Annotated in this window: 20 protein-coding genes and 2 tRNA genes; 16 read left to right on the top strand and 6 right to left on the bottom strand. The window is 71.4% G+C overall.

Translation table 11 applies throughout. The features are described 5' to 3' along the window. Nucleotides 1-29 precede the first annotated feature (29 nt). Entirely contained in the window at nt 30-623 is a 594-nt protein-coding gene (locus tag ACFVYL_RS06695; RefSeq protein WP_389713347.1) for a bifunctional DNA primase/polymerase, read from the top strand. Beyond that, a tRNA-Lys gene (locus ACFVYL_RS06690) sits at nt 614-687 on the top strand. The genes ACFVYL_RS06695 and ACFVYL_RS06690 overlap by 10 nt, the downstream gene beginning before the upstream one ends. Before the next feature lie 93 nt (nt 688-780). On the opposite strand, the gene ACFVYL_RS06685 is transcribed toward ACFVYL_RS06690, so the two are convergent. After that, nucleotides 781-2052 (bottom strand): M6 family metalloprotease domain-containing protein, encoded by a 1272-nt coding sequence (locus tag ACFVYL_RS06685; RefSeq protein WP_389713505.1) that lies wholly within the window; start codon nt 2050-2052, stop codon nt 781-783. 338 nt (nt 2053-2390) lie between these two features. Here ACFVYL_RS06685 and ACFVYL_RS06680 point away from each other — a divergent pair, with 338 nt between their 5' ends. Next, nucleotides 2391-4235 carry a putative bifunctional diguanylate cyclase/phosphodiesterase gene (locus tag ACFVYL_RS06680; protein ID WP_389713346.1) on the top strand — a complete coding sequence of 615 codons (1845 nt, stop codon included), beginning with the start codon at nt 2391-2393 and terminating at the stop codon, nt 4233-4235. Between the two features lie 580 nt (nt 4236-4815). Here the strand turns inward: ACFVYL_RS06680 and ACFVYL_RS06675 are convergent. Next, nucleotides 4816-5913: an LLM class flavin-dependent oxidoreductase gene (locus ACFVYL_RS06675; RefSeq protein WP_389713344.1), complete on the bottom strand. Its 1098-nt coding sequence runs from the start codon at nt 5911-5913 to the stop codon at nt 4816-4818. Nucleotides 5914-6054: 141 nt separating this feature from the next. Between ACFVYL_RS06675 and ACFVYL_RS06670 the strand changes: the two genes are divergently transcribed. Both ACFVYL_RS06670 and ACFVYL_RS06665 read left to right on the top strand, forming a co-directional pair. Continuing rightward, the gene (locus ACFVYL_RS06670; protein WP_389713343.1) at nt 6055-6303 is read left to right on the top strand and encodes a hypothetical protein; all 249 of its coding nucleotides are present in this window, start codon (nt 6055-6057) and stop codon (nt 6301-6303) included. A gap of 65 nt (nt 6304-6368) precedes the next feature. After that, nucleotides 6369-6560 carry a hypothetical protein gene (locus ACFVYL_RS06665; protein ID WP_389713504.1) on the top strand — a complete coding sequence of 64 codons (192 nt, stop codon included), beginning with the start codon at nt 6369-6371 and terminating at the stop codon, nt 6558-6560. Here ACFVYL_RS06665 and ACFVYL_RS06660 read toward each other — a convergent pair. Together ACFVYL_RS06660 and ACFVYL_RS06655 are read right to left on the bottom strand one after the other, a co-directional pair. Then, nucleotides 6550-7287 (bottom strand): decarboxylase, encoded by a 738-nt coding sequence (locus tag ACFVYL_RS06660; RefSeq protein WP_389713342.1) that lies wholly within the window; start codon nt 7285-7287, stop codon nt 6550-6552. The two genes, ACFVYL_RS06665 and ACFVYL_RS06660, sit on opposite strands and share 11 nt — an antisense overlap. Further along, nucleotides 7284-8114 carry a decarboxylase gene (locus tag ACFVYL_RS06655; RefSeq protein ID WP_389713341.1) on the bottom strand — a complete coding sequence of 277 codons (831 nt, stop codon included), beginning with the start codon at nt 8112-8114 and terminating at the stop codon, nt 7284-7286. The genes ACFVYL_RS06660 and ACFVYL_RS06655 overlap by 4 nt, the downstream gene beginning before the upstream one ends. Before the next feature lie 287 nt (nt 8115-8401). Between ACFVYL_RS06655 and ACFVYL_RS06650 the strand changes: the two genes are divergently transcribed. Both ACFVYL_RS06650 and ACFVYL_RS06645 read left to right on the top strand, forming a co-directional pair. Next, nucleotides 8402-9379: a D-2-hydroxyacid dehydrogenase gene (locus ACFVYL_RS06650; protein WP_389713339.1), complete on the top strand. Its 978-nt coding sequence runs from the start codon at nt 8402-8404 to the stop codon at nt 9377-9379. 60 nt (nt 9380-9439) lie between these two features. Next, nucleotides 9440-10849, top strand: a complete 1410-nt coding sequence (locus ACFVYL_RS06645) for an amidase (RefSeq protein ID WP_389713337.1) — start codon at nt 9440-9442, stop codon at nt 10847-10849. 13 nt (nt 10850-10862) lie between these two features. On the opposite strand, the gene ACFVYL_RS06640 is transcribed toward ACFVYL_RS06645, so the two are convergent. Beyond that, the gene (locus ACFVYL_RS06640; protein ID WP_389713335.1) at nt 10863-11363 is read right to left on the bottom strand and encodes a DUF3830 family protein; all 501 of its coding nucleotides are present in this window, start codon (nt 11361-11363) and stop codon (nt 10863-10865) included. A 97-nt stretch (nt 11364-11460) separates the two neighbouring features. Here ACFVYL_RS06640 and ehuB point away from each other — a divergent pair, with 97 nt between their 5' ends. The 9 genes from ehuB (at nt 11461) to ACFVYL_RS06595 (ending at nt 18499) form a co-directional block, all read left to right on the top strand. Next, nucleotides 11461-12393, top strand: a complete 933-nt coding sequence (gene ehuB, locus ACFVYL_RS06635) for an ectoine/hydroxyectoine ABC transporter substrate-binding protein EhuB (RefSeq protein ID WP_389713334.1) — start codon at nt 11461-11463, stop codon at nt 12391-12393. Continuing rightward, nucleotides 12390-13124 (top strand): ectoine/hydroxyectoine ABC transporter permease subunit EhuC, encoded by a 735-nt coding sequence (gene ehuC, locus ACFVYL_RS06630; protein ID WP_389713332.1) that lies wholly within the window; start codon nt 12390-12392, stop codon nt 13122-13124. Before ehuB ends, ehuC begins: the two co-directional genes overlap by 4 nt. Then, the gene (gene ehuD / locus ACFVYL_RS06625) at nt 13121-13768 is read left to right on the top strand and encodes an ectoine/hydroxyectoine ABC transporter permease subunit EhuD (RefSeq protein WP_389713330.1); all 648 of its coding nucleotides are present in this window, start codon (nt 13121-13123) and stop codon (nt 13766-13768) included. Before ehuC ends, ehuD begins: the two co-directional genes overlap by 4 nt. Beyond that, on the top strand, nt 13758-14573 hold the full coding sequence (ehuA, locus tag ACFVYL_RS06620) for an ectoine/hydroxyectoine ABC transporter ATP-binding protein EhuA (RefSeq protein WP_389713329.1): 816 nt from the start codon (nt 13758-13760) through the stop codon (nt 14571-14573). The genes ehuD and ehuA overlap by 11 nt, the downstream gene beginning before the upstream one ends. A gap of 164 nt (nt 14574-14737) precedes the next feature. Continuing rightward, nucleotides 14738-15505 carry an IclR family transcriptional regulator gene (locus ACFVYL_RS06615; RefSeq protein ID WP_389713327.1) on the top strand — a complete coding sequence of 256 codons (768 nt, stop codon included), beginning with the start codon at nt 14738-14740 and terminating at the stop codon, nt 15503-15505. Nucleotides 15506-15611: 106 nt separating this feature from the next. Next, nucleotides 15612-15685, top strand: a tRNA-Lys gene (locus ACFVYL_RS06610). A 142-nt stretch (nt 15686-15827) separates the two neighbouring features. Beyond that, a complete protein-coding gene (locus tag ACFVYL_RS06605) occupies nt 15828-16508 on the top strand; it encodes a DedA family protein (protein WP_389713325.1) in 681 nt (226 codons plus the stop codon). Nucleotides 16509-16715: 207 nt separating this feature from the next. Then, nucleotides 16716-17858, top strand: a complete 1143-nt coding sequence (locus tag ACFVYL_RS06600; protein ID WP_389713324.1) for a sensor histidine kinase — start codon at nt 16716-16718, stop codon at nt 17856-17858. Continuing rightward, nucleotides 17849-18499 (top strand): response regulator, encoded by a 651-nt coding sequence (locus ACFVYL_RS06595; protein WP_389713323.1) that lies wholly within the window; start codon nt 17849-17851, stop codon nt 18497-18499. Before ACFVYL_RS06600 ends, ACFVYL_RS06595 begins: the two co-directional genes overlap by 10 nt. A gap of 35 nt (nt 18500-18534) precedes the next feature. Here ACFVYL_RS06595 and ACFVYL_RS06590 read toward each other — a convergent pair whose 3' ends face one another. Continuing rightward, nucleotides 18535-18855: a hypothetical protein gene (locus ACFVYL_RS06590; protein WP_389713322.1), complete on the bottom strand. Its 321-nt coding sequence runs from the start codon at nt 18853-18855 to the stop codon at nt 18535-18537. Nucleotides 18856-18911 lie beyond the last annotated feature (56 nt).

The following is an 18911-nucleotide window of genomic DNA, read 5'->3' as shown; positions in this document are numbered from 1 at the left end:
AACCTTCACTGCCGGTACACCTTCCTGTCATGAGCAGTGCTTCCCTCCACGCCTCCGCCGTCACCGCCGAAGGGGCCGCCTGGCTCGTCTCCGCGGAGACGTATCCGCGCAGCGCCCTCGCCCTCTGGCGGAGCGCGCCCGCCGCCCCCGCCGTGCTCCCCTGCGGCTCCGCCTTCGACGTCGTGAGCGTCCCCGCGGTCTTCGGGCGGCGGATGCTCGACCGGTTATGGGCGGAGGGGCCCGGCTCGGGTCCGGTCGCCGCCCACCGCGGCCGCGTCCTGCTCTTCGCCGCCCCCGGCACCGCCCAGCGCCTGCCCGCCCTCCTGGAGTGGGAGGAGTGGGGTCCCGCCGTCCCGTCCGTCCTCTGCCACGGCACCGGCGACGCGGTCACCGTGCCGCCGCTCACGGCCGCCGACGCCTCGGATCCCGCGTCCGGCAGGCACCTCGGATCCCGCTGGCTGGTCGCCCCCGACACCCGTCACCCCTGGCTCCCGGGGCCCGAGGTAATGCTCTGGGCCTGTGTCCGGGCGGCCCGGTCGGCGACCTCCTCCGCCGTGCGCATATCGATTTTTCCTGGCGGCGATCAGAGTGCTAAGGTCTACGACGTCAGCAGGCGCCGCTAGCTCAGTTGGTTAGAGCAGCTGACTCTTAATCAGCGGGTCCGGGGTTCGAGTCCCTGGCGGCGCACAGACGGTGAGAAGCCCTTCGCGAGAGCGAGGGGCTTCTTGCGTGTGCGGGCAGCTGCGTGTGCGGGCAGCTGCCGTCCCGTGACCGACCGGTTCAGCCCGTCGTGACCCGCACCGTCCAGGCTCCGGAAGCCGTCCGCCCCGCCACCTCCACGCGTACGTCCTCGCCGGGCACCGTGAAGCTCTCCCCCGCCCGCACCGGGGCGTCCGCCAGCTGCGGGTACACCGATTGGCCCCAGCAGGCACCGGAGTCCGGGTGGGCGTCGACCACCTCGACGGGGCCGCCGCCCGACGCCGCCTCGTTCCGCACCTCGTAGAGGAGGACGCCTTCCGTGCACGTCGCGTGGTCGTTACCGAGAGAGCCGCGCGCCTCCAGGACGAGCGCCGAGCCCCGGCCCGTGCGGAGCACGGCGAGCCGGGTGCCGCCGAGGGCGCCGGGCGCCTGCGGCGCCGCCAGCGGGTCCAGGGTCAGCCGCTCCGTCCCCGCCGCCAGGCACCGCACCTGCCGCCGCTCCAGCCAGCCCAGCTTCCACTTGTGCCAGCCGAAGAGGTCGGGGGCGAGCCCGAACTGGCTGCCCATGACGTCCCAGTCGCCGACGTAGGTGTCCCAGTCGCCCTTGCCGTCGGTCGGCCGGTGGTACAGGTCGGGCAGGTCGAAGACGTGGCCCGTCTCGTGGGCCAGGACGTTGCGGTCCGGCGGGTGCCGCTCGAAGACGGTGACGATGCGCCGGATGTCCGTGCCGTCGGCCCGCATCGGCCGGTCGAAGTTGACCACCTTCGTGGCGTCCGAGTCGACGCCCGGCGCGTCCGGGTCGGCCACGAAGTAGACGACGTCGAACCGCGAGAAATCGACCTGCGGATCGGCGGCGGCCACCGCGTCGCGCAGATAGGCGGCACGGCGCTTGGCGTTCCAGTCGCGCTGTATGGCGTACGAGAGGGAGCCGTGCGGCATCTGGACCCACTCGCGCTGCGGATGCGGGGTCAGCCGGAACTTTCCGTACGAGGCGCGTTCGAAGAACTGGCTGGTGGCCGGGAAGTAGTCGGCGGCCAGTTCCCCGGGGGTGGAGAGGGGCGGGGAGTCCGGGAAGGAGAGGAACACCATCACCGCGTTCAGGTTCCTGACCGGGCGCGGGTAGGCGGTGTTCCAGGTGTCGAGGCCCTCCGAGTGGTGCGCGGTGGTGCGGCGCAGAGCGCACGGACCCGCGGTGGGCTCGGCGATGGCGGGGCCCGCGACCAGGGAGGTGGCGGCAAGGGCGGCCAGCGAGGTGAGCAGGGCGGCGGTGCTGCGCAGACGGGAGTTCTCCCCTCCACGGGTGAGTCCCCAAGGGGGGAGCTGACGCGGCACGTCGACCTCCGGGTGCGGAATGCGGGACACCCCACCCACCTTGTGATGTTTTGTTGAAGTACGCCCTGTTTGTCTGGCCCTTCCGAGTGAGGGAGAGGCACGAGTGCGACACCCCGAGCGCTCACGGAACGTCACAAGCGATCGGGTCGCAACGCAACCAGTTCAGGGCCGAGCAGAAACGATCTGCCGATGGCCGTGGGCCCCACTCGACCCGGTGATACGGCTGGAAGGGGCCGTCGGCCGACCTCTATGATCGGCACACTTTCCCTGCGCGGGCCCGGCCTCCACACCACCGCCCGCCCTCAGCCGGGCGCCCGACGAGACCTGTTCGAGAACAACCTGCACTGCGGGAGCAAGCGGTGAACGGAACGTCCGAAGGGCCCATCCCCACGACGGTCACGGCGCCCGGATTCCGGGCCGGCGTCACGGAGCGTCGCCGCACGAGGGAGTCCGACTACCGCGCCGCCTTCGCGGCCGCGCCCCTGCCCCTCGCCGTCGTCGACAGCGAGGGTCTCGTCCTCAGTGCCAACGACGCCCTGGCCGCCCTCTTCGGCACGGCCCCCGGGGCACTCACCGGGAGCGTCGTCGCCGAGCTGATCGACCTGACCTCCGACGCCCGCACCTGGCACGCGTACCGCGAGGTGCTGCGCGGGCGGCAGGCCAGGCTGCGCTGCACCCGGCGCCTGAAGCACCCCGACGGGCACTCGCTGTGGGTCCAGATCACGGTCTCGCCGATGCCGATGCCGGAGCCCGCGGGGCGCGGTGAGGGCGGGACCGTCGGCCGCGATGCGGGCGGGGCCGCTCTCCTCGCCGCCACCGACATCAGCGCGCGCCGCGAGCTGCAGGCCCGGCTGCGCCATGTGCAGATGCACGACCCGGTGACCCGGCTGCCCAACCGCAACCTCTTCTTCGAGCGGCTCGCCTCGGCGCTCGAAGCGGGTACGTACGACGACACGAGCACCGGCCGGATCGGGCTCTGCTATCTCGACCTCGACGGGTTCAAGGCGGTCAACGACACCCTCGGCCACCGGGTCGGCGACCGGCTGCTCGCCGCCGTCGCGGAGCGGCTCACCCGCTGCGCCGACCGGGCCGGGTACGGCAGGCCGGCGGCGCCGCTGGTCGCACGCCTGGGCGGCGACGAGTTCGCGCTGCTCGTCGAGGACTCGACCGGCACGGACCAGCTGGTGGACCTCGCCGACACGGCGCTGGCGGCGCTGCAGGAGCCGTTCGACCTGTCCGGGCAGCGGCTCGCCGTCTCCGCGTCCATCGGCGTCGTGGAGCGCCGCGCCGCGGGCACCACCACGACAGGGCTCATGCAGGCCGCCGACACCACGCTGTACTGGGCGAAGACGGACGGCAAGGCCCGCTGGACCCTCTTCGACCCCGAACGCAACGCCCACCGCATGACCCGTCAGGCGCTCGCCAGCTCACTGCGGCCCGCCGTCGAGCGGGGCGAGTTCGTCCTGGACTACCAGCCGCTGGTGGGGCTCGACGACGAGGGCGTGCACGGGGTCGAGGCGCTGGTGCGGTGGCAGCATCCGCAGTTCGGACTCCTGACGCCGAATCGGTTCATCGGACTGGCGGAGGAGGACGGGTCGATCGTGCAGCTGGGGCGCTGGGTGCTGCGCAGTGCCTGCCGGCAGGCGCGGTCCTGGCAGCTGGAGCATCCTGAGCGGGAGCCCGTGTTCGTCAGCGTCAACGTGGCGGTGCGGCAGGTGTGGGACTCCGACCTGGTCGCGGACGTCGCGGAGATCCTCGCCGAGACCGGACTCCCCGCGCGTCTGCTGCAGTTGGAGCTCACCGAGTCCGCCGTCATGGGCTCGGCGGGGCGGCCGCTGCAGGCCCTGCAGGCGCTCAGCGACATGGGGGTACGGATCGCCATCGACGACTTCGGGACGGGCTACTCGAACCTGGCGTACCTGAGCCGGCTCCCGGTGTCCGTACTGAAGCTGGACGGGTCCTTCGTGCGGGGTTTCCAGTACGAGGAGGGGGAGGCGCACACCAATCGCGCCGACGAGGTCATCGTGGAGGCGATGGTCCAGCTCGCGCATCGGCTGGGGCTCACGGTGGTGGCGGAGTGCGTGGAGACTGCGTCTCAGGCTGCGCGGCTTCGGAAGATCGGGTGCGATACGGGGCAGGGGTGGCTGTACTCCCGCCCCGTTGCGGCGGATCGTATCTCCGTACTGCTACGGGGGGCGTCGTAGGGCGGCTCGCGGCACGCCCTGGCCGACCTGCGTGTGGCCCTGCGGGCGGCCTGACGCGTCTGCGTGGCTCCGCGGATCGGCCGGTGCGGGTCGCTGTGGGTTGCTCGCGCAGTTCCCCGCGCCCCTAAAAACACCCCCGGCCCCCCGTAAGGGGCGCGAGGAACCGCGCGACTAGCCCAAAACGACCCGCACCCATCAGCGACGAGACCACCCCCAAGGGGCGCGAGGAACTGCGCGAGCAACCCAAAACAACCCGCACCCATCAGCGACGAGACCACCCCCAAGGGGCGCGAGGAACTGCGCGACCAGCCCACAGCTCCCCGCACCCGCCCACACAGCGCCGCAGGCAGACGCGTCTGCGTGGTTCCGCGGATCGGCCTGTGCGGCACACAGAGGGCTGAGCGCGCAGTTCCCCGCGCCCCTAAAGACGCCCCCCCCGCAAAGGGGCGCGAGGAACTGCGCGAGCAACCACGAACGACCCGCGCCCGTCAGCGGCGAGATCACCCCCAAGGGGCGCGAGGAACTGCGCGACCAGCCCACATCGACCCGCACCCGCAGCGCCGCGCCCCGCACCCGCCCCCTACCGGGGCAACCCGTACGCGTCGGCGATGAGTTCGTACGAGCGCAGCCGCACGTCGCCCCCGTGCGCGTTACCCGTGATCATCAGCTCATCCGCCCCCGTGCGCTTCGCGAGGTCGTCCAGGCCCGTGCGGACCTGGTCCGCGGTGCCGTGGATGACGTTGGCGTTCCAGGAGTGGACGAACTCCCGCTCCATCTCGGTGAATTCGTGCGCCGCCGCCTCCTCGGGGGTGGGGACCAGGCCAGGGCGGCCGGTGCGCAGGCGGACCATGTTCAGGGCGGCCGCCATGACCTGGCGGCGGGCCTCGTTCTCGTCGTCGGTCGCGAGCGCCGAGACGCCGATGAGGGCGTACGGGGCGTTCAGGAGCGCGGAGGGCTTGAACGACTCGCGGTAGAGGTCGAGCGCCGGAATCGTGTTCTGCGCCGAGAAGTGGTGCGCGAAGGCGAACGGCAGGCCGAGCGCCCCGGCGAGGCGCGCGCTGAAGCCGGAGGAGCCGAGCAGCCAGAGGGGCGGGCGGTGCGTGGACTGGACGCCGCCGGGCGAGGTCGCCTGGATGGGCCCGGGGACGGCGTGGATGCGCCGGTAGGGGTGGCCGTCGGGGAAGTCGTCGTCCAGGAAACGGGTGAGCTCGGCGAGCTGCTGGGGGAAGTCGTCGGCGCCTTCGCCCAGGCGGTCCGTGCGGCGCAGCGCCGCGGCGGTCGCGCCGTCCGTGCCGGGCGCGCGGCCGAGGCCCAGGTCGACGCGGCCGGGGGCCATCGCCTCCAGCGTGCCGAACTGTTCGGCGATGACGAGCGGCGCGTGGTTGGGCAGCATGACGCCGCCCGAGCCGAGCCGGATGCGGCCGGTGTGGGCGGCCAGGTGGGCGAGGATCACGGCCGGGGAGGACGAGGCGACGCCCGGCATGGAGTGGTGCTCGGCGACCCAGTAGCGGTGGTAGCCGCGGGCCTCGGCCAGCTTGGCGATCTCCACGCTGGTGCGCAGCGCGTCGGTGGCGGTGCGCCCCGCCCCGACGGTGACGAGGTCGAGCACGGACAGGGGCACGGGCGCGGTGCCGTGCCGCTCGCCGCGGATGCCGTCGCTGGTCGGGTCCACTGTCACTTGGGGTGCCTCCTGCACTGCGTACGTACGTCGTGTCGTGGCTCTCGTGGCTACGGGACCCAGAACAGGAGGCTCACTCCGTTTTATTCCCGGCGGCGCCGACGGGCGCGCCACCGCCGCCGTCCCACTACCGTGCCGACCATGGCTGATCCCCTGAAGACCCTCGTCGACGGAGTCGAGGTCGAAGTGCCCAACACCATCCCGGACATCCGCGCCGCCCTGCCCGAAGGACGGCGCACCGAGTTCGACCGGGCCATCAACGAGGCCGGGGTCGACGAGATCCACGCCGTGATGCGGCACTGGATGCTTGAGGCCGTGCCCGATCCCGACGCCGAGGCCCGCCTCGCCCGGCTCGCTTCCGACGAGGCGGAGAGGCGGGGCACGTCGTGAGCCCTCGCCACCGCAGGACACACCGCGTCACCTACGCGCCGCCCGCCGACGACACCCTCGCCAAGATGGGCGACGCCGACGCCTTCCGCGCCACGCTGAGCCGGACCCTGGGCCGGGACCCGTACGGCCACGGCTCCACACCCGTACGGGACGACCCCGACCGCCGCGAGGCGACGGTCGACGGCGCCATCGTCCTCTATTACGTCTCCGGATCGGTCCAGACGTTAACGGTGGTCAGACTGATCCTCAGCCCTTGACCTGGACCAGCGGCTCCTTCGTGAAGAGGTGCCCGAGGGACGGCGCGTTGACCCGGCGCCCGGCCAGCCGCAGGGCCTCCCAGACCGTGACCTGGTTGGCCGTCAGGACCGGCTTGCCGAGCTCGGACTCCAGATCGGCGACGTAGGCCGCCGTGTGCAGCGCCGTGTCCGGCAACAGCACCGCCTGGGCGTCCGGGTGGTCGCCGTCGCGGGCAAGGGCGAGGACCTCGTCGCGGCCCCACGTGCCGACCTCGGCCGCCGTGACGATGCCGCTGCCCCGCGTCGAGACGACCTCCACCCCCGACGCCTTCAGGAACGCCGAGAAGTGTGCCGCCACGTCCTCCGGATAGGTCGCCGCGACCGCGACGCGGACCGCGCCCACCTCGCGCACGGCGTGCGCGAAGGCGAACGAGGTCGACGAGGCGGGCAGCCCCGCCGCCCGAGCCAGCTCGCGCACCTGGTCGTGGGCGCCCTCCCAGCCGAAGACGAAGCTGGCACTGGTGCACGCCCAGACCACCGCCTCCGCGCCGGAGAGCCGCAGCTCCTCGACGCCCGCGGCGAGCCGCGGGGCCGCGCCCATTTCGAGGAGCGCGTCGACCCGGTGCGCGTCCTCGCCGATGTCCGTGTGGACGACCTGCAGCCGGACATCGCTGCCGAGCATCTGCTCCATGCGGGGATAGTCGTCCTCGGCCGAGTGCCCCGGGTAGAGAAATCCGAGTGCCGTCACGTCCAGCCTCCTCCTTCTGCGGGTGGTACTTCGGGCAGGCCCTGCCGCGGGGCCGGCGGCTCGAACGGGATCGCGCCCGGTCGTGCCGTCGGATCGATCAGCGCCTGATAGGGCCCTACCGCACGCGTACCCAGCCGACGCAGGGCGGACCACATCGTCACCTGGTTCGCGGAGATCACCGGCATCCGCAGTTCCGCTTCCAGCTGCGGGATGACGTCGTACGTCGGGAGGTTCGTGCAGCTGATGAACAGGGCGTCGACGTCACCGCCCCGGCTCCGAATCGCGCGGCGCGCCATGTCCGCCACGTCGCGGTAGGGCACCTTCCAGATGTGCCGGGTGAGTCCGAGGTAGGCGCGCGCGGCGACGGTGACGTCGGCCTCGCCCAGGTACTCCTCCAGGGACTGGGTCACCGACCAGGTGTAGGGCGTGACCAGCGCGATGCGCCGCGCGCCCAGTTCGTCGAGGGCTTCCAGGAGGGCGCCGGAGGTGGTCACCGAGGCGACCGCGCCCTCCCGTGTCATGGCTTCGCACATCGCGCGCTCGCCCGCGATGCCACCGACGAAACTGCCCGAAGTGCAGGCGTACGCGAGAACTTCGGGCTCGGCGGCGGTCAGCGCGCGGACCGCCTCGGCGAGCGTCTCGTGCTCGCTGACCAGGCGCGCGAGGTCGAGGCTGACCTCGACGGGCACGTACGGCGTGCGGGTCAGATGGAGCGAGATCTCGTCCGGGATCCACCGCCACAGTTCGCGGTCGAGGACGAAGTCGAAAGGGGCAACGACACCTACACCTCGTTGAGGGTGCGGTCCGCCGAGGAAAGAGACGTCCATGAACAGTCCCCAAGTTCGTGCGTGTGTTCAGGGACCGGCCGGGGGCCGGGACGAGCGATGCCGGCGACGCGCCGGGACGGCGGGACGGGGATGCTGCGCGGACGGACCGCACAGAGTGTGTGAACGGCTGCACGGAGAGTACTGGCTCGCCGCACTGCCGGTACAGCAGTGCCTCTGTTGACGAAGGTAGGTTCGGGTGCGAGCGTGGTCAATCCGCACATCTCAGACGGCCGAGTCGAGTTTCTGACGCGGCGTGGCCGTACCTCTGACCGGGAAGCGGAACCTCATTGCGAAACGGTTTCCCCTCGTCGTCCGAAACGACCGTTCTTGTCCTTGACGCCGCACCCCCGACGCCCCCGCCGCGGCTCGGCAGCCTGACCGGACGCGCCCGCGTCCTGCACGCCGACGGGGCCACGCTGGCCGAGCGGCTGCCGCTCGCCGACGTGCTGCTCGTATGGGACTTCTCCTCGGACGCGGTGCGCCGCGCCTGGCCGGGCGAGGGGCCGCGACCTCGCTGGGTGCACACCGCGAGCGCGGGCGTGGACCACCTGATGTGCCCCGAACTCGCCGCGTCCGAGGCGGTGGTGACCAATGCGCGCGGCGTCTTCGACCAGCCCATCGCGGAGTACGTAGCGGCGCTCGTACTCGCCATGGCCAAGGATCTGCCGCACACCCTGGAGCTGCAGCGCGAGCGCTCCTGGCAGCACCGCGAGACGCGGCGGATCGCGGGCACGCGCGCGTGCGTCGTCGGCTCGGGGCCCATCGGGCGGGCGATCGCGCACACCCTGAAGGCGCTGGGCATCACCACGGCGCTGGTGGGCCGCACGTCCCGGCCCGGCGTGCACGGGCCCGAGGACCTCGACCGGCTGCTCGCGCGCGCCGACTGGGTGGTGTGCGCGGCGCCGCTCACGGACGACACGCGCGGCATGTTCGACGCGCGGCGCTTCGGCGTCATGCAGCCCTCCGCGCGGTTCGTCAACATCGGCCGCGGCCCGCTCGTCGTCGAGGACGACCTGGTGGCGGCGCTGGCCAAGCGGTGGATCGCGGGCGCGGCCCTCGACGTCTTCGCGCACGAGCCGCTGCCCGCGGACAGCCCCCTGTGGACGGCTCCCGGACTGCTCGTCTCCCCCCACATGAGCGGCGACACGATCGGCTGGCGAGACGAACTGGGCGCTCAGTTCGTCGAGTTGTACGAGGCGTGGGAGGCGGGGCGGCCGCTGGCGAACGTGGTCGACAAGAAACGTGGGTATGTCCCAGGGCATTGATCACGCCTCACCCCCACCCCCACGGCACCCCCACCCCCGTCTGTCTTCTGAGGAGCGTGCATGACCGACCTCACGGATCTCACCGCCGTACAACTCGTGGACGGCTACCGCAAGGGTGAATTCAGCCCGGTCGACGCGGCCCGTGCCACGCTGCGCAGGGCCGAGGAGACCCAGCCGGCGGTGAACGCGTTCGTGCGGATCGAGCCGGAGACGGCGTTGGCGCAGGCAGAGGCCAGTGCGCGGCGGTGGCGGCGGGGCGAGCCGCAGGGGCTGGTGGACGGCGTTCCGGTGTCGGTGAAGGACCTGCTCCTGATGCGCGGCGGGCCGACCCTGCGCGGTTCGATGACCGTGAGTCCGGAGGGGAAGTGGAACGAGGACGCCCCCTCGGTCGCCCGCCTGCGCGAGCACGGCGCGGTGTTCATCGGCCGCACCACGACCCCGGAGTTCGGGTGGAAGGGCGTCACGGACAGTGCCCAGAGCGGCATCACCCGCAATCCGTACGACACGTCGCGCACCTCGGGCGGCTCCAGCGGCGGCAGCGCGGTCGCCGTGGCGGTCGGCGCGGGCCCGCTGTCGCTCGGCACGGACGGCGGGGGTTCGGTGCGGATCCCGGCGGCGTTCTGCGGGATCTTCGCGATGAAGCCGACGTACGGGCGCGTGCCGCTGTATCCCGCGAGCCCGTTCGGGACGCTCGCCCACGTGGGCCCGATGACGCGGGACGCGGCGGATGCGGCGCTGATGATGGAGGTCATCACCGGTCCCGACGCCCGTGACTGGTCCCAGCTCGGCGCGGTGGCGGGCGGTTTCCGCGCGGGCCTCGACGGCGGGGTGCGCGGCCTGCGCGTCGCCTACTCCCCCTCGCTCGGCGGCCAGGTCGCGGTGCGGCCCGCGGTCGCGGCGGCGGTGCGGCGGGCGGTGGAGTCCCTCGCGGCGCAGGGCGCGTACGTCGAGGAGGCCGACCCCGACTTCTCCGAGCCGGTGGATGCCTTCCACACCCTGTGGTTCAGCGGAGCGGCGCGCGTCGTGCAGCATCTGGCGCCCGCTCAGCGGGAGTTGCTCGAACCGGCGCTGCGGGAGGTCTGCGGGCAGGGTGCCCGCTACAGCGCGCTGGACTATCTGGCCGCCGTCGACGTGCGCATGGACCTCGGACGCCGCATGGGCAGCTTCCACTCGACGTACGACCTGCTGGTCACGCCGACGCTGCCGATCACGGCGTTCGAGGCCGGGGTCGAGGCACCGCGGGGCTCCGGGCACCGGCGCTGGACGGGCTGGACCCCGTTCACGTACCCCTTCAACCTCACCCAGCAGCCCGCCGCGACGGTGCCCTGCGGGGCTGATGACGACGGGTTGCCCATCGGCGTTCAGTTGGTGGGCGCGCGCCACGCCGACACGGTGGTGCTCCGGGCCGCGCACGCCCTGTACGAGGCGGGCAGCGCGGATCTCGCGCCGCCCGCGCCGGTGGTGAGCTGAACGGCGGGGGCGCTCAGGCGCGTTTGAAGTTCAGCGTTTCTCCCTGTGCGCCCGCGCGCCACAGGTCGTTGCAGGCCTCGGCCATCCGGTCGAGGCCTTCGACGATCTGGCCCCAGACGATGCCGGGGACCCAGCCGACATCGCCGTTCAGGAGCAGGTTGTTCCGCTCGTAGAACAGGGCGAGGTCGACGACCGTGGTGCCCGCCCGCACGTCGGCCTCCGCCTCGTAGCCGTACGCCTGGGTGCCCAGTTCCGTGCCCGAGAAGGAGAAATAGCAGAGATCTCCCGGGATGGGAGTGACGGTCGGGTTCTCCAGGGGCGGCTCCCGGTCCGCGAAGGCCGGGAAGAGGGCGTAGATCTCGTTGCGCGCGTACTTCGCGTGATAGACGTCCGAGCCGAGTGGCAGCGCCTCCCACACCGCCGCGCAGGTCACCGGGGCCCGGTCGTCGAGCAGCTTTGCCGTGCACTGAACTCCCCGCTTGGCGAGGGAGACTTCGATGAATCGCTCTGGCATGTGTCCCATGCTCCTCCTTGGGTCAAGAGGACAACGATTGCATCAGGGGCCGGAATTCATCGGCATATCTCGCGTCGAGCCGGGTAGCCGCGCGCCCATGGCTCCACCACTTGGGAACAACGAGGGATTCACCGGCAGAGCGGTCCGCCGCCGCGCCCTGCTCACCGGAGCGGGCGGGGCGGCCCTGGGCGCTTTCGGGGTCTCGGCATGCAGCCGGGTACCCGACGAGGGGAAGGTTGAGGGGGGCGATCTGCTGGACAGGTTGCGCGACAGCGGTACGGTCAGGATCGGTGTCGCGGGCGAGGTCCCGTTCGGGTACATCGACGAGAACGGCGAGGTCACCGGGGAGGCACCGGCGATCGCCAAGGTCATCTTCCCGCGCCTTGGCGTGCCCAAGGTCAAGGCGGTGCCCACGAAGTTCGGCGCCCTGATCCCCGGCCTGACGCAGGCGCGGCAGTTCGACGTGGTCTCGGCGGGCATGTACATCAACCCGACGCGGTGCGAGCAGGTCCTCTTCTCCGACCCCGACTACCTCATGCTCGACTCCTTCATCGTGAAGAAGGGCAACCCGCACGGCATCAAGGGGTACGAGGACATAGCCAAGAAGGGTCTGAAGCTGGCGAGCGGCACGGCCTACGCGGAGATCGACTACGCCAAGGCGGCGGGCGTGAAGTCCGTGCTCGTCCTGCCCGACCAGGTGGCGGGGATGGACGCCGTGTCCCAGGGCCGGGTGGACGCCTTCGCCGGCACCAACGTCACCGTCCGCACGGTGATCAAGAACAACCCGCGCGTCGAGGCGACGAAGCCCTTCCAGCCCGTCGTCGACGGCAAGCCGGCCTACGGCGCCGGCGGCTTCGCCTTCCGGCTCTCCGAGAAGAACCTGCGGGACGCCTTCAACAGGGAGCTGCACAAGCTCAAGAAGAGCGGTGAACTCCTGCGCATCGTCAAGGAGTTCGGCTTCACCGAGGCCGAGATGACCAACCTCACCGTGGCCAGGCTCTGTCCCCCGGCGAAGGGCGCCTCGTCATGATGTCGTCGGAGTTCTTCGGGAACTGGTTCCTGCCGGGCGTCTGGATCACCGTCCAGGTCACCTTCCTCAGCGCGGCCCTCGCCTTCGTGATCGCCTTCCCGATCGGCGTGCTGCGCACGAACCGGCTCTGGATCGTGCGGTTCCTCGCCGGGGCCTACTTCGAGATCTTCCGCAGCACCTCGTCGCTGGTCTTCATGTTCTGGATCGCGTTCACGGTGCCGCCGGTCTTCAACATCAGCTTCCAGCCGATGTTCGCGGGCATCCTCGCCCTCGGCATCACCTACGGGGCGTACGCCTCCGAGATCGTGCGCGGCGCGCTCGCCGCGGTGCCGCCCGCGCAGCGCGAGGCGGGCATCGCCCTGAACTTCACCCCCACGCAGCGGCTGCGCCGCATCGAACTGCCGCAGGCCTGGCCGGAGATGATCCCGCCGTTCAACAACCTGCTCATCGAGCTCCTGAAGGGCACCTCGCTGGTGTCCCTCATCGCGGTGGCCGACATGACCTTCGCCGGTGACCTGCTGCGGCTCGTGAAGAGCGAGAGCGCGCCGATCTACACGCTGCTGCTCGCCCTGTACTTCGTCTTCGCCTTCGTCCTCACGCGCGGCATGCGGCTCCTGGAGCGGCACGCCAAGAAGCGGGTGGGGCAGACGCCCGAGAAGACGAGCCTGTTCGGCGGGATGCGCTCCAAGTCGACGATCGATGCCGTCACCGGCACGGGGGGTGCCAAGTGAACTGGAACTGGGATCACGTCGACGACTTCATGCCGCTCTTCTGGGACGGCGTGGAGCTCACCCTCAAGGCGCTGCTCTTCGGCACCCTGATCGCCTTCTCCCTCGGCCTGGTCTGGGCCGTCGCGCAGCGCTCGCCGAAGAAGTGGATCCGCTGGCCGGTCACGGTCGTCACCGAGTTCATCCGGAACACCCCGCTCCTGGTGCAGCTGTTCTTCCTGTTCTACGTGGTGCCGGAGTGGGGACCCTCGATGTCCCCGCTCACCACGGGCATCGTCGGGCTCGGGCTGCACTACTCGACGTACACGTCGGAGGTCTACCGCGCCGGCATCGACGGCGTACCGGCCGGCCAGTGGGAGGCGGCGACCGCGCTCAGCCTCTCCAAGCGCCGCACCTGGACGTCCGTGATCCTGCCGCAGGCGGTGCGCCGGGTGATCCCCGCGCTCGGCAACTACGTGATCGTCATGCTGAAGGAGTCGCCGCAGATGTCCGCCATCGGCGCGCTCGACATGCTGGGCCAGGCCCAGGGCTACAGCCAGACGACCTTCACCTACGAGGCGATCAGCGTGGTCGGTGTCGCCTTCATCGTCATCGCCTACCCGGCCTCTCTTCTTCTGCGAGTTTTGGAGCGTCGCCTTGTCCGCTGACAGCAGCACTTCCCAGGAAATCCCCAACCCAGCCGTCGACGGCAGCGAGCTGATCCGCTTCGACAAGGTCGTCAAGCGCTACGGCGCGAACACCGTCCTCGACGAGCTGGACTTCTCCGTCGCCTCCGGCAAGCACGTGACGCTGATCGGCCCGTCCGGCTCCGGCAAGACCACGATCCTGCGGCTCCTGATGACCCTGGTGAAGCCGGAGCAGGGCACCATCAAGGTGGGTGGCAAGTACCTCACCCACGAGGAGAAGAACGGCAAGCTCGTCCCCGCCGGCGAGAAGCACGTCCGCGAGGTCCGCAAGAACATCGGGATGGTCTTCCAGCAGTTCAACCTCTTCCCGAACATGAAGGTGCTCAGGAACATCACCGAGGCACCCGTCAGCGTCCTCGGCATGTCCAAGGACGAGGCCGACGTACGGGCCCGCGAGCTGCTCGACCTGGTCGGGCTCGGCGACCGCTGCGACGCCTATCCGACCCAGCTCTCCGGCGGCCAGCAGCAGCGCGTCGCCATCGCGCGCGCCCTGGCCATGCGGCCCCAGGTCCTGCTGCTCGACGAGGTGACGTCGGCGCTCGACCCGGAGCTGGTGGCGGGCGTCCTCGACGTGCTCCGCGACATCGCGCACACCACGGACATCACGATGCTGTGCGTGACGCACGAGATGAACTTCGCCCGGGACATCTCGGACCAGGTGCTCATGTTCGACTCGGGCCGGGTCATCGAGTCGGGGACCCCGGAGAAGATCTTCACGGAGCCGGAGCACGAGCGGACCCGCGAATTCCTCAGCGCGGTGCTGTGAGCCCGTACCGGGCTTGACATGGGCATATGCCAAAGCGGTGCGTTCCCGCCGATCAGGCGGGAGCGCGCCACCAATCTCCTCAACCGTCGCTCCGAATGCGCCACTTGACGGCTATCGTGGGACCGAGCCCAGCTGTCCGGAACCGTTCCACGCAGGGGGAAGCCGTGGCGTTGAAGCACGAGGCGACCACGCCGCACCGCTCCGTCCAGAGCGCCCTGCGGGTCCTGGAGACCGTCGCACGGCACGGTACCGGCGTGACCGCGGCCCGCATCGCCAGGGACACCGGTCTGCCCCTCGCCCAGTTGGTCCCCCTGCTCGGCATGCTGCGCGGTGAGGGGTACGTCGAGCAGCTCACCGGCGAGAGCGCCGGTGCGTACGTGACCGGGGAGACCCTCAGCCGCCTCGGCTCGGCCCACCACCACGCCGAGGCGCTGCGCGAGAAGCTCCAGAAGACCCTCGACGGACTGCGCGACTCCATCGGCGCCGCCGTCTACATCAGCCGTTACGTGGACGGCGAGGTCCGCGTCACCGACTTCGCCGCGGGCCCCCGCGCCCCCGCGGTCAACGAATGGGTGGACTTCCGCTCCTCCGCCCACGCCAGCGCCGTCGGCAAGAGCCTGCTCACCCAGCTCGACGTGGACGGCCGCAGGGACCACCTCTCCCGACACAAGATGGCCCGCCTCACCTCCCGGACGATCACGAACGAGCGGGTGCTCCTGAACCGCCTCGCCGCCCAACCCGCCACGGTCCCCGTCCTCGACCTCCAGGAGTACGCGGTCGGCACGGTCTGCGCGGCCGTCCCCATCACTGCGGGCTCTGCGGTGGGGTGCCTGGCGCTCTCGCTGCCGGTCGAGCACGCGCATCGGCTGCGGGAGGCCGCGGACACCTTGAACCGCGGGGCGGCGCCGGTGCTGCTGTCCCTGGCCATCTAGGCAGCCGCAGGCCGGTGGGGGCCGGGTCGTGCGGTTCCCCGCGCCCCTTCGGGTCGCCATGGTCAGAGGCACCCCCGCGCACCAGGTACTATTTATGAGTCAGCAGGCGCCGCTAGCTCAGTTGGTTAGAGCAGCTGACTCTTAATCAGCGGGTCCGGGGTTCGAGTCCCTGGCGGCGCACTTGCGAATGCCGAAAGGGCGTTCCCGGTCTCCGGGGACGCCCTTTCGCGTTGGCTCGTGTCCTCAGGGTGCGGTTTCCCGCACCCTGACTCGACGGCAACCCTCATACCGCCGCTGACCTGCGCTTTCTAGCGTTACCTCCATGGACCTCATGACGCTCGCCCTCCCCCAGGAACCCGCGGGAGGCATCGCGGGCTGGGCCGCCGACCTCGTGGACGTGCTCGGCGGACCGGGCGCCGGGCTCGCCATCGCCCTGGAGAACCTGTTCCCGCCGCTGCCCAGCGAGGTGATCCTGCCGCTCACCGGCTTCGCCGCGGGACAGGGCGTGATCAGCCTGTTCTCCGCGCTGTTCTGGACCACGCTCGGCTCCGTGACCGGCGCCGCCGCCCTCTACTGGATCGGGGTGCTCTTCGGACGGGAGCGCCTGCACGCCCTGTGGGCGAAGCTGCCGCTGGTGAAGACCTCCGACCTGGAGCGGACCGAGGCGTGGTTCGCCCAGCACGGCACCAAGGCCGTGCTCCTGGGCCGGATGGTGCCGATCTTCCGCAGCCTGATCTCCGTACCGGCCGGAGTGGAACGCATGCGCCTTCCGGTCTTCCTCGCCCTGACCACGCTGGGCAGCCTGGTCTGGAACACCGTCCTCGTCATGGCGGGCTACTGGCTGGGCGACCAGTGGGACGCGGTCGAGACGTACGTCGGCCTCCTCTCCAAGGCGGTCCTGGTCCTCGTCCTCCTCGCGGTCGCGGTGTACGTGGTGGTGCGCGTGCGGTCCCGCGACCGGAGCAGGCCGGGGGCCGGGCCCCGCCACCGCCGTGCGGACTAGGCCCTGTCGTCAAACTCGCGTCGTTCGCCCGGAGGGCGGCCTCGCGGCGTCTGGTGCGTGCGATCGCAAGGCGGAGGGTCATCCCGGTACTGGGCGTACCGGGATGAGCCCGACAACGCGGCGAGCGTGCGTGCCAGACGCCGCGAGGCAGACGCGAGTTCGACGACAGGGCCTAGCCCTCCCGGGGCTCGGCTAGTGTCGGGCGATGTGAAGGAGCCCGTCGCCGCCCCGTTCGTCCTGCGGGTCTGCGGTGTGCTCGTCGGCTGCCTCACCGCCCTGCTCGGCCTGCTGTACTTCGCCGGCGCCGGCGCGGGCCTCGGCGCCTTCCTGCTCTGGCCGCGCACCCGCGCCCACGCCCACGCCCTCCTGGCGGCGGGCGCCCGCCGGCTCACCGCCCTGGAACGGTGGCGCCGCTCCCTCTTCTTCCACGACGTCTTCCCCGAGCACCGCGCATCCGACCAGCAGGTCCTGCGCTACCTCGCGGCCCGTACGTACTCCGGGCTGCTGTGCGCGGTCGTGGTCGCACTCGTCGACTTCGGTGCCGTGCTCGCCGGGATCTTCGCCGTGTCGATCACCCGCTCCTCGATGACCTGGGTGGACCTGCTCAGCCAGGTCGTCCTCGGCGGCACCCTGCTCTTCCTCGCCGTACAGGGTCTGCGCGCCCTCACCGACCAGGACGCACGCCTGGCCCGCGAGTGCTTCGGCCCCTCCGAGCGCGAACTCCTGCGGCGCCGCATCGACGAACTGGCCACCAGCCGTGCCGCGGTCGTCCGGGCCGTCGACGTGGAGCGGCGCCGCGTCGAGCGTGATCTGCACGACGGCGTCCAGCAGCGCCTCGTCGCCCTCGCCATGCTGCTCGGCCGGGCCCGCCGCGGCCGCACCCCGGAGCGGGCCGACGCCCTGCTCGAACAGGCCCACAAGGAGGCGCGGGAAGTCCTCACGGAACTGCGCGAGGTGGCCTGGCGGATCTACCCCACCGCGCTCGACAGCGTGGGCCTGCGCGAGGCGCTCGGCGGGGTGTCGGAGCGGTGCGCGCTGCCCGTACGCATCGAGTACGACGTGCCGCAGCCGCTGCCCTCTCCCGTCGAGACGGCCGCCTACTTCGTCGTGTCGGAGGCCGTGACCAACGCCGCCAAGCACGCGGCGGCCGAGGAGGTCTTCGTGCGGGTCCACCGGGAGGGCCCCACGCTCACCGTCCTGGTCCGCGACACCGGGGCCGGTGGCGCCGATCCCGCGGGCAGCGGGCTCACCGGGCTGCGCAGCCGGGTCGCCGCGCTCGACGGCACACTCCATGTCGACAGCCCTCCCGGAGGGCCCACCACGATCACCGCGGAGCTGCCGTGCGCGTAATCCTCGCCGAGGACTCGACCCTGCTGCGGGAGGGCCTGGTCCGGCTGCTCGCCGAGGAGGGCCACGAGGTCCTCGCCGCCGTGGGCGACGCCGACGCGCTGCTGCGCGAGGTCGGGGCGCACACCCCCGACGTCGATGTCGTCGTCACCGACATCCGGATGCCGCCGGACCACACCGACGAGGGCCTGCGCGCCGCGGTGCGGATCCGCGAACTGCGCCCCGAGATCGGCGTCCTCGTGCTGTCCCAGTACGTGGAGCGCAACTACGCGGCGCAGCTGCTCACTTCGAGCGCCGAGCGGGTCGGCTATCTCCTCAAGGACCGGGTCGCCCAGGTCGAGGAGTTCCTCGACGCGCTTGAGCGGGTGCACGCCGGGGGCGCCGCCATCGACCCCGAAGTCGTACGGCAGTTGCTCATCCGCACCACGCACGTCGACCCGCTGACCCGGCTCACGCCGCGGGAGCGCACCGTGCTCGAAGCCCTGGCGGAGGGCCACACGAACGCGGCGATCGGGCAGAAGCTGCACATCTCGCTGAGCGCGGTCGAGAAGAACCTGAACGCGATCTTCGACAAGCTGGGCCTGTCCCGCGCGGAGGGTTACAGCCGCCGGGTCCTTGCGGTGCTGCGGTATCTGGAGTCCTGAAGTGCCCGGGGCCCTGAGGGAGTTGACCGCTCGGGTTACGACAGGACGAAGCCGTCCATGAACAGTGCCGCCGCGAGCCCCGCCGCGAGGAGCCAGGTGCCGAGCCTCGTCCGGCCGCGGCGGCTCAGTTCGATGACTCCGCCGCAGAGGATGAGCAGCAGGCCGTAGACGCCGACGACCAGGACGGACGACCGGCTCGCGAGGCGCAGCGCGAGGACCACCGCCGCCGCGGCCATCAGCACCGAGGCCGCGGCGATGCGGGCGCGGCGGGCGCGGGCCGCGGGGGTGGGTCCCTGCGGGGTCAGGGGCATCTCGTCTTGCTCGGGGCCGGTTTCGGTCTGTTCTGGCGCGCTCATGGACGTGGATCGTAATCGGTCAGGCGAGCGGTTTTACCTAGTTGTGTCCCTTCCCC

The sequence above is a fragment of the Streptomyces sp. NPDC058308 genome, from assembly GCF_042880275.1.
Classification (GTDB): domain Bacteria; phylum Actinomycetota; class Actinomycetes; order Streptomycetales; family Streptomycetaceae; genus Streptomyces.
Note: the sequence above shows the minus strand (reverse complement) of the source record. Positions and strands in the feature narration are given on the sequence as shown.